Genomic DNA, 15752 nt, shown 5'->3' with positions numbered 1-15752 from the left:
TCCCGCTGGAAGTGGTTTTCTTCCGAGGAAGTTGAAGCGTTGCCCGCGGAAAGCGACTGCCCGGAGCGCGAATCAACAAGTAGTTACGACGCTTTTTATATCAAGTACGAAATTAAAAAGCAACAAATATTGCGAAAAGAGCCTTTATTTAATACCCTTGTTTACCAACGCTTGGTAAACCATCTTAAGTCTTGGGATCCCTTCACCAACAATTTCATCATTTACCAATACTACCGGATAAAATAAATCATCGTTAAGTATCCTTTGAACGATCTGTTTATGCTCAACACTCACTTCTGATTGGTGTACATCGATGTACTCATAATTTATATTTGCACACTCGAATTTTCTTGAGATAGCTGCTTGCAACCACTCATATGTTTCCCTGGAGCCCGGAGCATTAACACAACTAGCACAAATTTGTTCCGCACCATATACGGTTACTTTTACCTCTTGATTCTTCAAAAGAATTCCCCCAATTAGTTTTAGTTATTTATATTTTACAAAAAGACATAATAAAGATAAAATAAAAATAATGAAATATATAATTTAGTAAGTAATTCCGATAGATTTTTTTAAAGAAACAAACTATAATAAGTAGTGTGTATTAGGAAAGGAGAAGATGGATGATGAACGAGCAGGTACAAGAGGTTTTAAACAAACTACGTCCATTTTTACTACGTGATGGTGGAGATGTTGAATTAGTTGATGTAGATGATGGTATTGTACGTCTTCGTCTTATGGGAGCGTGTGGTAATTGCCCTAGTTCTACAATCACATTGAAAGCCGGTATTGAACGTGCACTTATGGCTGAAGTTCCTGGTGTAATTGAAATTGAACAAGTCTTCTAAATTTAAATTATAAACATTAAAAATATATTACACCCCTTCATCAAAGATGAAGGGGTGTTTATTTATTTAGTATATTAATTTAATCTTAATAAGATACATTTAATTTTAAAGCCTTTACGCCTTCATTCTCTACCTTTAATGGCAACCAATCAAATTGGGAATATTGCTTTTTCCATATATGGAGATTTTTTTCTACAACTGAATCATCAACGATTGCTATCATTGTAGGACCTGCTCCACTTAAGAATGTGCCAAAGACTTCACCCTCCAAGAAGTTTTCTAGTTCTTCATAATGCGGTACTAGAGGCTTTCTATAAGGCTGGTGAAATCGATCTTTTTTCATCATCTTACCTAATAATTGCCAATCTTGTTGACAGATAGCAGCCACACTAACATTTGCTATACTGCTTGCTAGAACACTTTCTTGATAGCTAAATTGATTAGGAAGAACGGCTCTTGCTTTATCTGTCATCAACTCAAACTCAGGGATTATTGCCAAAAACGTGATTCCATCAATAGGCACCTTTGTCCAATTCACCTCAAAGTCAAAATGTCCAATTACACATCCACCCATTAGTGAAGGTGCAACATTATCTGGGTGTCCTTCAATAGCAGTCGCAATATCTAATTTTTCTTCCTCAGTAAAGTTAAATTCCAATAACAAATTGGCAAGTTCGATGCCAGCTATTGTAGCTGTCGCACTGCTACCCAAGCCACGTGCTAAAGGTATTTCACTTCTCATTTCAACCCTACATGGAGGCAACTCGTTTATACCAAATTTCTCAGCTGTTATTAAAGCTATTTTATATATTAAGTTTTGCTTATCTGTAGGTGTACCATGCAGCAGTCCTGATACAGGTACAAATTCCCACTCCTCAGAAGGAGTTACTTTTAATTCAAGGTATAAGTTTAAGGCTAGACCTACAGAATCAAATCCAGCTCCGAGATTTGCAGTACTCGATGGGACAGTTATCACCCAACTCATACCAAAACACTACTCATGATTTCTTGAACTACTTTCTTTTCATCATTTGGCAAAACTCGCGGTTTTATTTTAGCATAATCGATCGCTGTATTCGGGTCTTTTAAGCCATTGCCAGTTAAGACTGTAACAATTGTTGAACCGGGCTCTACTTGTTTGTTTTTCAGGGCTTTAAATAAACCAGCAATTGATGCACAAGAGGCGGGCTCTGCAAAAATCCCTTCGTTTGCAGCTAGCCATTGGTATGCTTCAATCATCTCTTCATCAGTTACTTCATCAATTGCCCCACCAGATTCTTCTCTGGCATTAATAGCACCTTGCCAGCTCGCAGGATTTCCAATACGAATAGCAGTGCCTACTGTTTCCGGTTTTTCAAATATACGATTATGCACGATAGCTGCGGCCCCACTAGCTTCATATCCCATCATTTTAGGAAGTCCAGTATTTTGTTTCTCGTGGTTTTCTTTAAACCCTTTCCAGTATGCTGTTATGTTACCTGCATTTCCTACAGGTATAAACAAATAATCTGGAGCTTTACCCAATGTGTCACAGACTTCAAAAGCGGCAGTTTTTTGACCTTCAATACGATAAGGGTTAACTGAATTAACTAAAGTGATATCTTCTTTCTCACTAATTTTTCTTACAATTTTTAGTGCATCGTCAAAATTACCTTCAATTGAAAAGACTTCTGCTCCATACATAACTGCCTGAGCAAGTTTTCCTTGTGCAATCTTCCCTTCTGGTATCACGACAATACATTTTAGACCAGCCCTGGCAGCAAACGCAGCAGCAGAAGCTGATGTGTTTCCGGTCGAAGCACAAATGACCGCTTTGGCACCATCTTCCATTGCTTTAGCGATAGCCAGTACCATACCTCTATCCTTAAAAGAACCGGTAGGATTAGCTCCTTCTACCTTGGCGTACACATTCACCGAAAATTTTTCAGATAATTTTTCCAATTTAATTAGTGGTGTATTTCCTTCTTGTAAAGTTATTTTAGGAGTATTTTCATTCACTGGTAACCGATCTTGATATTCAGATAACAACCCTTGCCATGACATAATTTATTCCTCCCCATCTACGCGGTAATAGCTAATAATATCTTTGACTACAGATAAACCTTTTAACTTATCTAAACTATTCAATAATTGTTGTTTACTTATTTTATGAGTAACCATTACAATTTCTGCTGTTTCCTTTGAACTAGCTGGAAGTTGTAGTATTTTAGCAAAACTAACACTTTCTTCAGAAAAAACGTTGGTGATTTTCTGGAATGTACCAGCTTCATCGTACACTTCCATACGTATGAAACGACTGGTGTACTTCTCTCTATTTTCTTTTAACTGTGTTTTATATTGCGGAGAAACATAAGCATTCCCACTAATCCCTAAACGAATATTCTTAATAACTTCCATCAAATCTGATACTATTGCTGTTGCAGTAGGTAGGCTACCTGCGCCTGGTCCATAGAACATTGTTTCTCCAACAGCTTCTCCATACACATAAACAGCATTATATTCATTTTTAACTAGAGCTAATGGATGGTCTTGTGGTAATAGAGTTGGTTCTACAGTAACCTCTACCTTTCCATTATTAATTGATGCAATACCTATCAATTTAATTGTATAACCTAGACTACTAGCAAATGAAATATCTTCTTGGGTAATGTTACTAATACCTGACACTTCTACATCATCAAGACTAATCTCCATCTTAAATGCTAAGTTAGCTAGGATAGTCATTTTTCTAGCTGCATCTAACCCTTCAACATCAGATGTAGGATCTGCTTCCGCAAAGCCTAATTCCTGTGCTTCTTTCAACACAACCTCGAAGTCTAGTTTTTCGTCTGTCATTTTGGTGAGAATGTAATTCGTTGTACCATTGACAATTCCCATTATCTTTTGAATACGATCAGATGCTAAACCGTCAGACAAGGTGCGAAGAATTGGAATCCCCCCAGCAACGCTCGCATCATAATAAATATCACAATTATTTTCTTTTGCAAGCTTTAGTAGCTTTTGACCATGTACAGCCATTAAATCCTTATTTGCAGTTACAATATGTTTCTTATTCTTTAGTGCCTGCTCTAACAGCACGTTAGTATTTTCAATTCCACCCATAACCTCAATGATTACATCAATTTCCTCGTTATTAACAAGGTCATCGGGATCTGTAGTAAGCCAGTTAGGATCAATTTCTACATCTCTTTGTTTATGTATGTCGCTGACTAGTATTTTTTTAACTGCAATTTCACAACCTAGTTTATATTTTATTTCTTCTTTGTGATTTTTCAATATATTTACTACACCTGTTCCAACTGTCCCTAATCCACATAATCCTAAACTTATTTCTCTCATATTCTATCTTACCCCCTGTATGTTTAAAGAGTACATGTGTTTATCTATAGTGGACATTATACAGTTGAACTACTCTATTATCAAGGTACAAATAACTAATTTTCAAAAATATTAGATTTCTTATTACAGTATTCGATAAAAAACTGTTTCTTATCAGTAGGTCTAAAAAAGAGAAAAACCTTAAAAGTTATTTCCTTTTAAGGTTTGGTTACTTAATATATTTTTACACATCTTTTTTATTATTTTACCAATCCAATACTGGAATGCTAAGAGTCCTTGTATCTACTCCTACCTCATTAAAGAATCTCTTTAGATTCCTTTCATAATTAGATTGCTTTTCAAGTTTTAATTTATATTCATTGTACAGATTTTCAGGTTCATTCCTTACTAATCCACTTTCCAGAAAGTCAAATAAATGAATAGGAAACAGTAGTCTGGCGTAAAGTAATCTCCAGCTAAAAACGGATAGAGGTTGAACCTGTTCGTATTCCTTTAACGCTGTTTTTATTTTGAAAAAAGCTTGATCCTCTTCTAATAGAAAGGGGCGAATGTGTTCTGCTAAATCTCTTACAGGATGATCATGAACCAACTCGTGCGACCAAATTATATCTTTTTGAAGTTGATGTTGATATCTTTGAAAAGTGATAGTTGGGCGGTCACTTTCATGAAACCTTTTGTCTGCTTCTGATTCCTGCAAAAATTGAATCGCATTTTCAGATAGTCCAATTAGATACGGAAAAGTATCTATGAATAGACGGTGATAACTTGACACAGGACGTTTTTGATATAGACTAGCATACATTTGTTCAAAGCTCTCCACTTTACTTGCCCATAAGGTTTTCCACTGTCCGTAACTTGAAACATAGTTTGGCTCATATGGATAATTTGTGCCAAGTTTGTGAAATGAAGCCAGGGTATGGGCAGAGGAAGAAGTTCTACTACTTCTACTAATTCGTCCCATGTAAACAAGGTAGTCTTTACTATCTATACGAGTAGTTAATTGACCTTGTTGACTGAACAACGGTGTTGCTATATTATCCACTCCACTGTTTATAAGGAAATCACTTATTACTTTTTGTTCATAATGTACCTCTTCATTGTTTGGCTCAGGAATGATAAAATAACCAGTATCACCATTTATATATCCATTGAATCCATCTATTGTTGTCCTTGAGCCATAAAAATTCGGCACATATTGTGATAATAATTCATCCAAGACTTTTCTCTCCCTTCGAGATTCCTCACGTAATCTTCTGTGGGTTGTTTAGGCCATAGCTTGCAAATGGTTTATAATCAATCTAGGTTGTTTTTTCTGTTCTAAACACATAATCCCTTCAACTTACTCAAATCCTAGATTAGTGAATTATGCGATTTATTTAATGTAACAACTGTTTTTGTAAAGTCTATGTTCAGAATTATAAAATTGAACCATTTTTTTAGATTCATCATCATCAAGTAAGGGTATAATTAGTAATAGAAAATCTAAAAATAGGGTGTGTAAAAGAATATGGATAAAATTACGAATCAATCAGTACTGGAGACAAAAGCGAGAAATTGGTTAGAGGAACGCGGTGTTACTATTGATGACATTGCAGACCTTGTTTATTATTTGCAAAGTAAATACCATGATAATCTATCCATGGATGATTGCCGTCATCACGTTGATCGTGTCTTAATGAAGCGTGAAGTTCAAAATGCTATTGTAACAGGAATACAGCTTGATGTACTTGCAGAACAAAAAAAACTGGAGCAACCACTTCAAGATACTATTGAAAGAGATGAAAGTTTATATGGAGTCGATGAAATTATTGCCTTTTCAATTGTTAATGTTTACGGTTCAATAGGTTTTACTAACTATGGTTACATTGATAAACAAAAACCCGGAATTCTTGAAAAGTTAAATGATAAGTCAAGTGGAAGTTGCCATACCTTCTTAGATGATATTGTTGGCGCTATAGCGGCAGCTGCTTCGAGTAGATTAGCTCACGGGGCGGCTAACGATAGAGATGTCGATTAAATAGTCAAAATTAGTCATAATAAAAATCCTAAGTCGTCAAGAAGACACTTAGGATTTTTATGTTTCTTCTGAAACATCCGTTGCTTTAAGTGATAATATATAATAAGACACCGCAATAAAAATAATGAGTAAGACAACGGAAATAACAAGACTATTTATAACGAAAAAGATTGAATAAAGTGCGCTTGACCAAAGTATTATTAGGACTTTAACCTTTGTTTTTAATGGAATACCATGACCTTGTTTAAATTGACTAATATATTTACCAAGGATTTTATTATTGTGCAGCCAATTATTTAAAGTGATTGATGACCTGCCATAAAAATAAGCTGCTAGTAGCAAAAACGGAGTAGTAGGGACAAGTGGTAGAATCACGCCAATTACTCCTAAAACTAAGAATAATGTTCCAAAGAAGATAAGTAATGATTTAGATACTTTGTTCATAGATCCTCTCTCCAACTCAACGTACATTCTTTTTATTCCGGAAAGTCCTCGCGGTGGTTTATATTAATAAAAGGATTTTCATCCTCTATATTCGTTAAATACTTAACTTTAGCGTTAGTTAATAATTGATCAAGTGAGCGTTTCCCTTGCTGCAAATTTTCTTCAATTCGATTCCTCAAGCTCTGATGATAGAGCGCAACTAATGGTTGTTTTTTTCCATTTACCACAGGAACAATAGCTTCATAGGAATCATCCAGTTGATAGATTAATTCTTCAATTACCCATTCCTGCATGAAAGGAACATCTATCGGTAAAACCATATACCACTCGTCTGTAACTTTAGTCATCGCTGAAAAAATTCCTGCAAGAGGTCCTTGCCCTTGATATTTCTTAATATCTTGAATCACCTGTACCGCTAGGTTTTCTTGTTTAAACGATTGCTCTAATGAAGAATTCGTAACTAGTACAATACTGGAACAATATTTGTTTAATATCGAGATAGAATAACTATAAAGTGGTTTTCCCTCTAGTTTAGCAAATGCTTTGGGTGAACCAAACCTTCTTGACTGACCCCCGGCAATAATAATACCTGTATATGAAACTGTCACTTTTGGCACTCCTTTTGCTTGCATATCCATTTTTTATATAGACCTCAAAAGAGACTGGTCAAGTTTAGACTCAACTTTTTAGATGTGTCAGTAACCACTCGATAAGAGCCATTTTATGTTCAGAAGTAAACACTTGGTATCGATGTTGGTTTGTAATATGCATATCAGTTACAACTGCTTTAACGTTTGTAAGTGTATCCAATAAATGAAGGTCTTCTTCGGATCGGATCATCACTATTTTCGGGAAATCAAGATTTTTATATCCTTCTATTATTAAAACCTCGGGATTAATAATAGAATAGAAAGCTACGATTTGCTCAATGCTCCATCTTTCTTTTCGAACAGTTAACTGTAGAATATCCTCACCTTGTACACCGGACATCACTGCACCAGCTTGATGGTGTTTGGCACTATCGTTATCTTCCAAGCTTGTTGGCACGCCTCCGTGTCCATGATGTTTAAGTGCTGCAACTTCCAATCCATGTCTAGTTAAATTCTCAATAATAAAACTCGACATCGTTGTTTTACCGCTATTTTTGTATCCAACTACTTGTACAGTTTTCACTATACTTTCACTCCTATTAGAAACGATCGAATTGGTATAATCAATTCTTAATCAGCCACCACTAACTGGTGGTATTAAAGCTACAGTGTCACCGCTATTAATCAGATCATTGTTGAATGCAAATTCTTCATTTATTGCAACCATCACTTGATCCAATTGGGTAAATTTATATCTATCCTCTAACATTTGTTTAAATTCGTCTACTCTCATACCTTCTTCATCTATTTCGAGGCGATCCTGTCCAGCTTCTTCTTGGAGGTGTGCGAATAGAAGTACATTAATCATCTTTTTCATCCTTTATATGTGGTTTTCCATCATGATATGGAACATTCTCTAATTGGTCACCCAACCAAGTTTCTCCATCTTCCCAATGCTCTTTCTTCCATATAGGTACAATTTGTTTGATTCGTTCAATTGCGTATTCATTGGCTTCATAAGCGGCTTTTCTATGCGGAGAAGAAACCGCAATAATAACCGCAACATCTGATATATCCAAATGTCCAATTCGATGAGTGATTGCAACGATCGTATTCGGCCACTTCGATTGTATCTCTTCACCTATGGTTGCTAACATCTTTACAGCCATAGGCTTATAGGCTTGATATTCTAGATAGACTGTTCGTTTTCCCTTCGTCCATTCTCTAACAGTACCTATAAAAGTTGTTATGGCTCCAGCATTCCTACTCTCAACCTTTTTGATTAGGTTTTCTAGTTGAATGGGGTGATCTACGATTTCAAATAGTTCCTCTTTCATAATACGACTCCTTCCCATCCACGTTTAAAGTTAATCAGATAAAAATGATTCCAGTGTAGTACCTGTTTGATCCTCTAATAAGATTACTTTAACATTCATTCCTCGCTTGTAACCTCTTGTTCCTCCAGGTAAAAGAATCAAAACATTTGCCATTCCTAACGAAGACACAACATTGGATTTATCTAAACCAGCTGGAGTAGCGGTTAATTTACCTTCGTCATAAGATAAATATCCTCTCACGAATCTGTCAAAAGGATTTGGCTTAAGAAAATCAGCTCCAAGTGTAGCTGAAACTTTTTGAAGGCACTGGTGGTTTGAATGCAAATAAGTCCGAATAATTGGTCTTGTAAATAATTCAAATCCTACATAGCATGCTGATGGATTACCTGATAAACCAAAAAGTAGCTTCCCATCTTTCTCTGCAATTGTCGTTACACTACCTGGGCGCATCCCGACTTTATTGAACAATACATTGGCACCGAGCATTTGATAGATTTCAGGTAAATAATCATAGTCGCCTACGGAAACACCGCCTGTAGTGATTAAAAAATCCACTTTATTAAGCGCATCTTTTACTTGAGTATAACAAGTTGATAGATCATCACTGAATTGACCTAAATAGACCGGTTGTCCACCTGCACGTTCGATCTGTGAAACAATCATGTATGCATTGCTATTGCGAATTTTCCCTGGTTGTAGTGCCTCATCCACTTCAAGTAATTCACTTCCAGTAGCAATTACCCCTATTTTGGGTTTGCTACTAACAGGAACATCTTTGTAACCAAAAGTTGCTAACAATGCAACGATACCAGGGTTTATATAGGTACCTTTTGTTGCTAGAACAGTGCCACTTTTTGTATCCTCACCCGTAAATGAAATATTGTCCCCTTGATTGAAGCTTCGTTTAATTTCAATATGTGGTTTGCTATCTTTTTCGAACTCCTGCGTTAATTCCAGCATTACTACTGCATCACAACCGGCAGGAATCTGTGCTCCAGTCATAATTCTAACTGTTTGTCCTTCACCTACTGTTTTCTCAAATAAACTACCCGCTCCAATTTCACCAACTACTTCTAAAGTTAACGGGTTGGTATGAGAAGCATTTTTTGTGTCTATTGATCGAATGGCAAAGCCATCATAAGGGGAACGATCAAAAGAAGGAACATCATGATCAGCAACCAGGTCTTCACCTAGAAAATGTCCATACGCTTGTTCAATTGATAGATAACTCACACTACCAGAAACTGCAAATTTCATTACACGGTCCACTGCATCATTTACCTTAATTGGTTTTCTTCTCTCAACCATGATTGTCCTCCCTATCCTACCAGCCTATAATAAACTTTTTTTGCTTGTTCAATTGAATTTGTTCCATGGACAAATGTTCGACCGTCGCGAAAGAACACCACTCGGTAACTATCGTACTGAATAGATAATAGGAAAGGATTTAAATTTATCTTTCCCACACTCTTCAGTCTAGAAGCTAAATCCTCCAATTGAATATCAAGATTAGAGCGTATTTGTACAGTATCTCTTCCACACAATACTTCCGTTTTTGTCTGTGTATCATAATCCAAATATGGAAAAGTTGGATTGGCCCCACAAGAAGGACAATCGATTCTTTTGGCCCGCTCCACATTAATTGTTTGATAGTGGTTATTCCATAAATCAAACATAACGAGGCCTCTTCTCAATGCTTGATGATCCTCTACTAGTAGCTTGAAGGCCTCAGTCATTTGATGTGCGACCACCATTTGAACTGCCGGTGATATAATACCAACGGAGTCACAAGTTGCGCCAGACAAGCTAGTAACATTTAGTAAACAATGGAGACAGGGTGTTTGGCCTGGAAGGATGGTATAGCTCATTCCAGTACTTCCAACACATGATCCAAAAATCCAAGGTATGTTGTGGGACTGAAGCAGATCATTGATTGTAAAACGGATATCAAAGTTATCGGTAGCGTCAATTAGGAGGTCAATGGTGTCTAATAAAGGAGTAAGAGATTGACTTGTTGCATCTATCACATGGGCATCGATGATTACATTCGAATTTATCTCTGCTAACCTTTTTTGGGCAGCTATTGCTTTCGGAATTTGATCAATTGCATCATTCTCAACAAATAATTGCTGCCGTTGGAGGTTACTAAATTCAACATAGTCCCGATCAACAATCGTGAGTTTGCCTATCCCCGCACGGACAAGTGCTTCAGCACTAGCGGATCCTAAAGCACCACAACCAACAATCAACACGTGCTTATTTTCTATTTTGCTTTGCCCTTTGCCACCAATTGGCTTAAATAAAGCTTGACGAGAGTATCGCTCAGTCACTTTTTAAACTCCCTTTCCCGTTCTAACTAGTTCAAATGGGTATTTCTATCCGCCAATATAAGACATTTCTATTTTTTTCCTGTTTTTTGCTGTTTCCTCTGTTCGCTCATCTGAATAGCGATCACTTCTTTTTTTCCATGTAGGTACAATCGCAGCTTTCACTTCTTCATCGCTAGCACCTGAACGAAGTACCTCTTTTAAATCGAATCCACCAGCCGCGAACAAGCACGTGTAGAACTTACCATCAGCAGCAACTCTCGCTCGCGTACAGGTAGAACAAAAAGATTCAGATACTGATGTAATAAAACCTACCTCAGTATTGGTTCCTTTATAGCGGTATCTCTTAGCTACTTCACCAACATAGGCAGGATCCATCGGCTCAAGCTCAAATTCGTTAGACAGTTGATCAAACAGTTCTTTTTTTGTAATAACCTTGTCAAAGTTCCAACCATTATGCTGACCAACATCCATAAACTCTATATAACGTAGTGCAATTCCCTGCTCTTTAAAATATTTAGCCATTGGAACTACCTCATTATCGTTCATGCCTTTTTTCACTACCATGTTGACTTTTACTTCTAATCCAACCTCTTGGGCCTTTTTCATACTTTTCAAGATGCGATCTATACCTACACCACTATCATTTATCGATTTAAACAGGTTATCATCTAAAGCATCTAAGCTAACATTTACCCGCTTTAATCCTGCCTCTTTTAGTTGACCTGCCATTTTTTCAAGCAAGAACCCATTAGTAGTCAAACCTATGTCTTCCAAGCCATCAATTGCTACAAGTTTTTTAATCAAGTCCGGTAAATTTCTCCGTAACAGTGGCTCGCCACCTGTTAATCTGATTTTCTTAACTCCTAGTTCAACAAAAATAGATGCAAGACGTTCAATTTCCTCAAAACTTAACAGATGCTCTTTAGGCATAAACTGAAAATCTTTTCCGAATATTTCCTTAGGCATGCAATACGTGCACCTAAAATTACAACGATCTGTTACTGAAATCCGTAGGTCTTGCAGTGGGCGTCCAAGTTTATCTTGTAAAGGTGAGTTTGCCATGGGATGATCTCTCCTTATTTTTTTCTTATTAAAAAACATATTATTCAATCTATAATTTTTTTGTTTTTAATGTAGTGATAAGATAAAACGCCACCACAAAACTTTTGTAGCAACGTTTTATCCTATCATAACATATTTAAATGTTTGCTATAAATTACTAAATTAGCGTAAGAATTAGTTAATCTCGGGGGATTTCTAAAACAACTGTTGTCCCTTTTCCTGGTATCGATTTGATTTGAAGCTCTCCATCTACAGAACGTGCTCTTTCTTCCATACTAATCAATCCTACACCTGAAGTTAACCGATCCTTAATGAATCCTTTGCCGGCATCCTCAATCATTACTCGAACTACGTTTTCTACTTCTCGGATTGTAACGGAAGCTTGCTGAACCTCAGCATACTTACGCACATTTGTCAGTGATTCTTGAATAATTCGGTAAATTGTTATCTCAATTTGGTTACTCAATCTTCGTTCTAAGAAACATTCAAAAACAACATCAAAATTATAGTTCTCGGAAAAACGATTCAAAAAAGATCGAATCGCTGGAACAAGTCCTAGATCATCTAATACAGAAGGCCTGAGTTCCCAAGAAAAATCTCGGATTTCTTCAATTAATTCTGTTGCTTCTCTAACCATTTGTTCGTGTAGAGGGTGTTCTATCTCGTTAGCTAATCGGTTAATAGTTATCAGATGACTATATAAATTCTGTCCTATCCCATCATGTAGCTCACGGGACAACCTCTTTCGCTCATCTTCTTGAACGTTAATAATTCGAGTCATCGTATGTTTCAATTCTTCTTCCACTTGTTTTCTGTTTGTTATTTCAAACCGTATGGCTAAATATTGATAAGGCTTTCCATTTTCATTAAGAAACGGGACAATTGTCGTATCCACCCAGTAATAAGAACCATCTTTTGCTTTATTTTTAATTTCTCCATGCCAGACATTGCCATTACCAATTGTTTTCCAAAGCTCTTTGAAAAAGGATTTAGGATGGTAGCCCGAATTGATTAAAGTGTGTGAATTTCCAATTAATTCTTCCCTAGAATAGTTAGAAATTTTGACAAATTGATCATTAACATAGGTAATCTTTCCTTGTTGGTCTGTTATTGCTACAATCGAAGACTCATCTAATGCGAATTTAATATCTACTAATTCTTGGATAGACTTTTCTAATTCATTCAAAACACGCTTGTATTCTGTGATTTCTTTTCTAATTGCTAAATACTGGTATGGCTTTCCTTGATTAGTTAAGAAGGGTACGATTGTGGTATCCACCCAGTAATAGGTTCCATCTTTGGCCTTGTTTTTAATCTCACCATGCCATACTTCACCGTTAGCTATTGTTCGCCACAGATTACGGATAAATTCTTTTGAGTGATACCCAGAATTGATAATTCTATGGTCCCGGCCAATTAATTCCTCACTCGAATATTGAGAAATTTCGCAGAATTTATCATTTACATAGGTGATTTTACCGGTTTGGTCTGTGATCGCTACGATTGTTGATTGATCAAGGGCATATTTCATGTCGAGTAATTCGTCTGAGACCCTTTGAGGCTCCATCCCTAAATAAGAATGGTCGTTACTCCTTTGGATAACAATGATTGAATAATGCTCTCCCTTAAGTGAAAAGGTACTTTTACGTACAAATAAAGGAATTGACTTACCCTGTTTATTTTCCGCAAAATGTTGAAAGGTTTTTCCTTCTTTAACCAAGAAAAGATCTAAATCAGGCATAAGATCCTGGATTGCTTCACCAAGAAAATCACTTACTTCAAGATGGAGTAGTTGCATAGCTTTTGGATTAACCGTTTGGATTACGCCAACTTTATCAACGATAATGGTTGCATCTCCAGGAGTTTCACTGTTGTTCAAAATGGTATTAGGATTTGACTTTGTCATAGCTTCAGTTTCTCCTCCTAGCGCCCGAAATAATTGGAAGCTAACAAAGCTTCCACCTTCTGTACTGTTGTTTGCACCTTATCTTTGTCATCTTGACTAAAAGTACGTGAGTCTCGGAAACCGATTAGAAGAGCACCCTTAGGTACCCCTTTAAATTGTAATGGATATGCATAGGCAGATAAGAGCTTTTCGGCTAACATAATTGGGTAATCTGTAGATCTACCAATAATATTATTCGGAAACGATGCTATCGTCATTGGACTTCCGGTTGAAATAACTTTTCCAGCAATACCTTTTCCATAACGAACCGTAAGATATTTGTACTTCTCATTTCTGTTTCCACTAACATATGGCCATACAATATCCAGCTCGTCAGGTTTTTGTATAGCGATTCCAGTAAAATCACAAGAAATGTTTTCTCTCAATAAATTACATTCTAACAAAAACGAGTTTACTAAATCATCATTATTAGGGCTATTCCTTTTACATTCCATAACCTAGCAAGCCTTTCTTTAAAGCGTAGGAAACAAGTTCTGGCCTTGTTTTCATTTGTAATTTATCCATTAGATTACTTTTATGTGTCTCAACTGTTTTCACGCTAATAATCAACTGCTCACCAATATCCTTATTTGAATATCCTTTAGCAATTAAAGTTAATACTTCCTTTTCGCGGTCGGATAATAACTGATAGTTGTCAGACCCGTCATTCTTCACTGACCCCAAATATTCTTCCATTAATCGCTTGGTTGCTGCAGCATGAAGATAGGCATTTCCATTACACACAGATTCAATTGCGTTAATAAGCTCTTCATGTGGAGCACTTTTTAAAACACATCCTGAAGCTCCAGCTTGAATAGCCCTGAATAAATACTCCTCATCATCATGCATCGTCAATATTAAGATGGCTGTTTCCGCTAAACGTTTCTTTAATTCAGAAGTAGCAGACAGTCCATCTTTCCCGTGCGGCATACTTAAATCCATTAATACAACATCGGGTGTTAATTCTAATGCTTTTTCTATACCTTCATTACCTTCAGATGCTTCTCCGACTACTTCCATATCGGGTACAGCGTTTAGTAATACCTTTAGCCCCATCCGAACAACTGCATGGTCATCTACCAATAGGATTTTTATCACTCTACACCCCTCCTAATTCCCGAATAGGCAAAACAATCGTTACCTTTGTTCCCTTGCCTAGACTAGAAGACAGATGACAATCACCACCTGCAATAATCATCCGCTGTTTCATCGCTGCTATGCCCTTAAATAGTTTTCTATCTATCGCTTCTTGTACATCAAAACCCAGCCCAATATCATCAATGACTATCCTTAATGATTCTTCTTCCCATGTAAAAGATAAGTTCGCTTCGGAAGTATCAGCGTATTTAGCTATATTGATCAAAGCCTCTTGACATGTTCTGAATACCGCCAAACTTTTTTCTTCAGATACATTTCGTTCAATACCAACAGTTTTAATATTAATTATGACTCCAAATGTTGAAGTAAACAACTTTATATAGCTTTTAAGAGCAGCACTTAATCCGAGTGTCATTAGTGTAGAAGGATAGAGTTCAACAGACAATAGTCTTACTTCTTTAATCGTTCGATTGACTAATTCTGTTAATTCCCTTGTGTAAGCTTGTATATGTGGCTGCCCTATGCCAGACTGTATAAACTCTAAACCTGTGTATAAGCTATATAGGTTTTGACTAATACCCTCATGGAGCTCAAGAGCAATCCGTTTTATTTCCTCTTCTTGTGACTGAATGATATACGTACTGGCGTGATTTATATCTTTAAGCTCCATAATAGTCTATCCTCCCCCCTTAATGCACTAGCTGGTTTATAAACAATGAACAAACCTGAAAGGAAGTCA

At 36.5% G+C, this 15752-nt stretch carries 19 protein-coding genes; 2 read left to right on the top strand and 17 right to left on the bottom strand.

Features of this window, described 5'->3' with window-relative positions; genetic code table 11:
* Window positions 1-144 precede the first annotated feature (144 nt).
* Window positions 145-465 carry a YuzD family protein gene (locus GH741_RS19045; protein WP_153738353.1) on the bottom strand — a complete coding sequence of 107 codons (321 nt, stop codon included), beginning with the start codon at window positions 463-465 and terminating at the stop codon, window positions 145-147.
* Between the two features lie 161 nt (window positions 466-626).
* Between GH741_RS19045 and GH741_RS19040 the strand changes: the two genes are divergently transcribed.
* Window positions 627-851: a NifU family protein gene (locus GH741_RS19040; RefSeq protein WP_240795571.1), complete on the top strand. Its 225-nt coding sequence runs from the start codon at window positions 627-629 to the stop codon at window positions 849-851.
* An 85-nt stretch (window positions 852-936) separates the two neighbouring features.
* On the opposite strand, the gene thrB is transcribed toward GH741_RS19040, so the two are convergent.
* The 4 genes from thrB to GH741_RS19020 all read right to left on the bottom strand — a co-directional run bounded on the left by thrB (window position 937) and on the right by GH741_RS19020 (window position 5406).
* Complete coding sequence (gene thrB / locus GH741_RS19035; protein WP_153738352.1) at window positions 937-1836, bottom strand: homoserine kinase; 900 nt, start codon at window positions 1834-1836, stop codon at window positions 937-939.
* A complete protein-coding gene (gene thrC / locus GH741_RS19030) occupies window positions 1833-2894 on the bottom strand; it encodes a threonine synthase (protein WP_153738351.1) in 1062 nt (353 codons plus the stop codon). The genes thrB and thrC overlap by 4 nt, the downstream gene beginning before the upstream one ends.
* 3 nt (window positions 2895-2897) lie before the next feature.
* A complete protein-coding gene (locus tag GH741_RS19025) occupies window positions 2898-4190 on the bottom strand; it encodes a homoserine dehydrogenase (RefSeq protein WP_153738350.1) in 1293 nt (430 codons plus the stop codon).
* 244 nt (window positions 4191-4434) lie between these two features.
* A complete protein-coding gene (locus GH741_RS19020; RefSeq protein ID WP_153738349.1) occupies window positions 4435-5406 on the bottom strand; it encodes a protein kinase family protein in 972 nt (323 codons plus the stop codon).
* Between the two features lie 291 nt (window positions 5407-5697).
* On the opposite strand from GH741_RS19020, the gene GH741_RS19015 reads away from it, so the two are divergent.
* Entirely contained in the window at window positions 5698-6207 is a 510-nt protein-coding gene (locus tag GH741_RS19015) for a phosphatidylglycerophosphatase A family protein (RefSeq protein WP_153738348.1), read from the top strand.
* Between the two features lie 57 nt (window positions 6208-6264).
* On the opposite strand, the gene GH741_RS19010 is transcribed toward GH741_RS19015, so the two are convergent.
* The 12 genes from GH741_RS19010 to GH741_RS18955 form a co-directional block, all read right to left on the bottom strand.
* On the bottom strand, window positions 6265-6651 hold the full coding sequence (locus GH741_RS19010; RefSeq protein WP_153738347.1) for a YbaN family protein: 387 nt from the start codon (window positions 6649-6651) through the stop codon (window positions 6265-6267).
* A gap of 32 nt (window positions 6652-6683) precedes the next feature.
* Entirely contained in the window at window positions 6684-7259 is a 576-nt protein-coding gene (locus GH741_RS19005) for an NTP transferase domain-containing protein (protein ID WP_170287667.1), read from the bottom strand.
* 70 nt (window positions 7260-7329) lie between these two features.
* Complete coding sequence (gene mobB, locus GH741_RS19000; RefSeq protein WP_153738345.1) at window positions 7330-7824, bottom strand: molybdopterin-guanine dinucleotide biosynthesis protein B; 495 nt, start codon at window positions 7822-7824, stop codon at window positions 7330-7332.
* Window positions 7825-7875: 51 nt separating this feature from the next.
* The gene (gene moaD, locus GH741_RS18995; RefSeq protein ID WP_153738344.1) at window positions 7876-8109 is read right to left on the bottom strand and encodes a molybdopterin converting factor subunit 1; all 234 of its coding nucleotides are present in this window, start codon (window positions 8107-8109) and stop codon (window positions 7876-7878) included.
* A complete protein-coding gene (locus GH741_RS18990; protein ID WP_153738343.1) occupies window positions 8102-8578 on the bottom strand; it encodes a molybdenum cofactor biosynthesis protein MoaE in 477 nt (158 codons plus the stop codon). The genes moaD and GH741_RS18990 overlap by 8 nt, the downstream gene beginning before the upstream one ends.
* Before the next feature lie 30 nt (window positions 8579-8608).
* Entirely contained in the window at window positions 8609-9886 is a 1278-nt protein-coding gene (locus GH741_RS18985; RefSeq protein ID WP_153738342.1) for a molybdopterin molybdotransferase MoeA, read from the bottom strand.
* A gap of 11 nt (window positions 9887-9897) precedes the next feature.
* Window positions 9898-10908 (bottom strand): MoeB/ThiF family adenylyltransferase, encoded by a 1011-nt coding sequence (locus tag GH741_RS18980; protein ID WP_338079571.1) that lies wholly within the window; start codon window positions 10906-10908, stop codon window positions 9898-9900.
* Window positions 10909-10953: 45 nt separating this feature from the next.
* Window positions 10954-11970: a GTP 3',8-cyclase MoaA gene (gene moaA, locus GH741_RS18975; protein WP_240795570.1), complete on the bottom strand. Its 1017-nt coding sequence runs from the start codon at window positions 11968-11970 to the stop codon at window positions 10954-10956.
* A 178-nt stretch (window positions 11971-12148) separates the two neighbouring features.
* A complete protein-coding gene (locus GH741_RS18970; RefSeq protein ID WP_153738340.1) occupies window positions 12149-13876 on the bottom strand; it encodes a PAS domain-containing sensor histidine kinase in 1728 nt (575 codons plus the stop codon).
* A 17-nt stretch (window positions 13877-13893) separates the two neighbouring features.
* Window positions 13894-14319 carry a GAF domain-containing protein gene (locus tag GH741_RS18965; protein WP_240795569.1) on the bottom strand — a complete coding sequence of 142 codons (426 nt, stop codon included), beginning with the start codon at window positions 14317-14319 and terminating at the stop codon, window positions 13894-13896.
* A 40-nt stretch (window positions 14320-14359) separates the two neighbouring features.
* On the bottom strand, window positions 14360-15013 hold the full coding sequence (locus GH741_RS18960) for a response regulator (protein WP_338079570.1): 654 nt from the start codon (window positions 15011-15013) through the stop codon (window positions 14360-14362).
* A 1-nt stretch (window position 15014) separates the two neighbouring features.
* The gene (locus GH741_RS18955; protein ID WP_153738338.1) at window positions 15015-15683 is read right to left on the bottom strand and encodes a sensor histidine kinase; all 669 of its coding nucleotides are present in this window, start codon (window positions 15681-15683) and stop codon (window positions 15015-15017) included.
* Between the last annotated feature and the right edge of the window lie 69 nt (window positions 15684-15752).

Origin of the sequence: Aquibacillus halophilus (assembly GCF_009649745.1) — a bacterium.
Classification (GTDB): Bacteria; Bacillota; Bacilli; order Bacillales; family Amphibacillaceae; genus Aquibacillus; species Aquibacillus halophilus.
Note: the sequence above shows the minus strand (reverse complement) of the source record. Positions and strands in the feature narration are given on the sequence as shown.

Bases quoted from the DNA above. Each gene is read 5' to 3' on its own strand.
- GH741_RS19015 (WP_153738348.1), top strand. From the start codon at position 5,698: ATGGATAAAATTACGAATCAATCAGTACTGGAGACAAAAGCGAGAAAT.
- GH741_RS18970 (WP_153738340.1), bottom strand. From the start codon at position 13,876: ATGACAAAGTCAAATCCTAATACCATTTTGAACAACAGTGAAACTCCT.
- GH741_RS18955 (WP_153738338.1), bottom strand. From the start codon at position 15,683: ATGGAGCTTAAAGATATAAATCACGCCAGTACGTATATCATTCAGTCA.
- GH741_RS19040 (WP_240795571.1), top strand. From the start codon at position 627: ATGATGAACGAGCAGGTACAAGAGGTTTTAAACAAACTACGTCCATTT.
- moaA (WP_240795570.1), bottom strand. From the start codon at position 11,970: ATGGCAAACTCACCTTTACAAGATAAACTTGGACGCCCACTGCAAGAC.
- GH741_RS18990 (WP_153738343.1), bottom strand. From the start codon at position 8,578: ATGAAAGAGGAACTATTTGAAATCGTAGATCACCCCATTCAACTAGAA.
- thrB (WP_153738352.1), bottom strand. From the start codon at position 1,836: ATGAGTTGGGTGATAACTGTCCCATCGAGTACTGCAAATCTCGGAGCT.
- thrC (WP_153738351.1), bottom strand. From the start codon at position 2,894: ATGTCATGGCAAGGGTTGTTATCTGAATATCAAGATCGGTTACCAGTG.
- GH741_RS19010 (WP_153738347.1), bottom strand. From the start codon at position 6,651: ATGAACAAAGTATCTAAATCATTACTTATCTTCTTTGGAACATTATTC.
- GH741_RS19025 (WP_153738350.1), bottom strand. From the start codon at position 4,190: ATGAGAGAAATAAGTTTAGGATTATGTGGATTAGGGACAGTTGGAACA.
- GH741_RS18985 (WP_153738342.1), bottom strand. From the start codon at position 9,886: ATGGTTGAGAGAAGAAAACCAATTAAGGTAAATGATGCAGTGGACCGT.
- moaD (WP_153738344.1), bottom strand. From the start codon at position 8,109: ATGATTAATGTACTTCTATTCGCACACCTCCAAGAAGAAGCTGGACAG.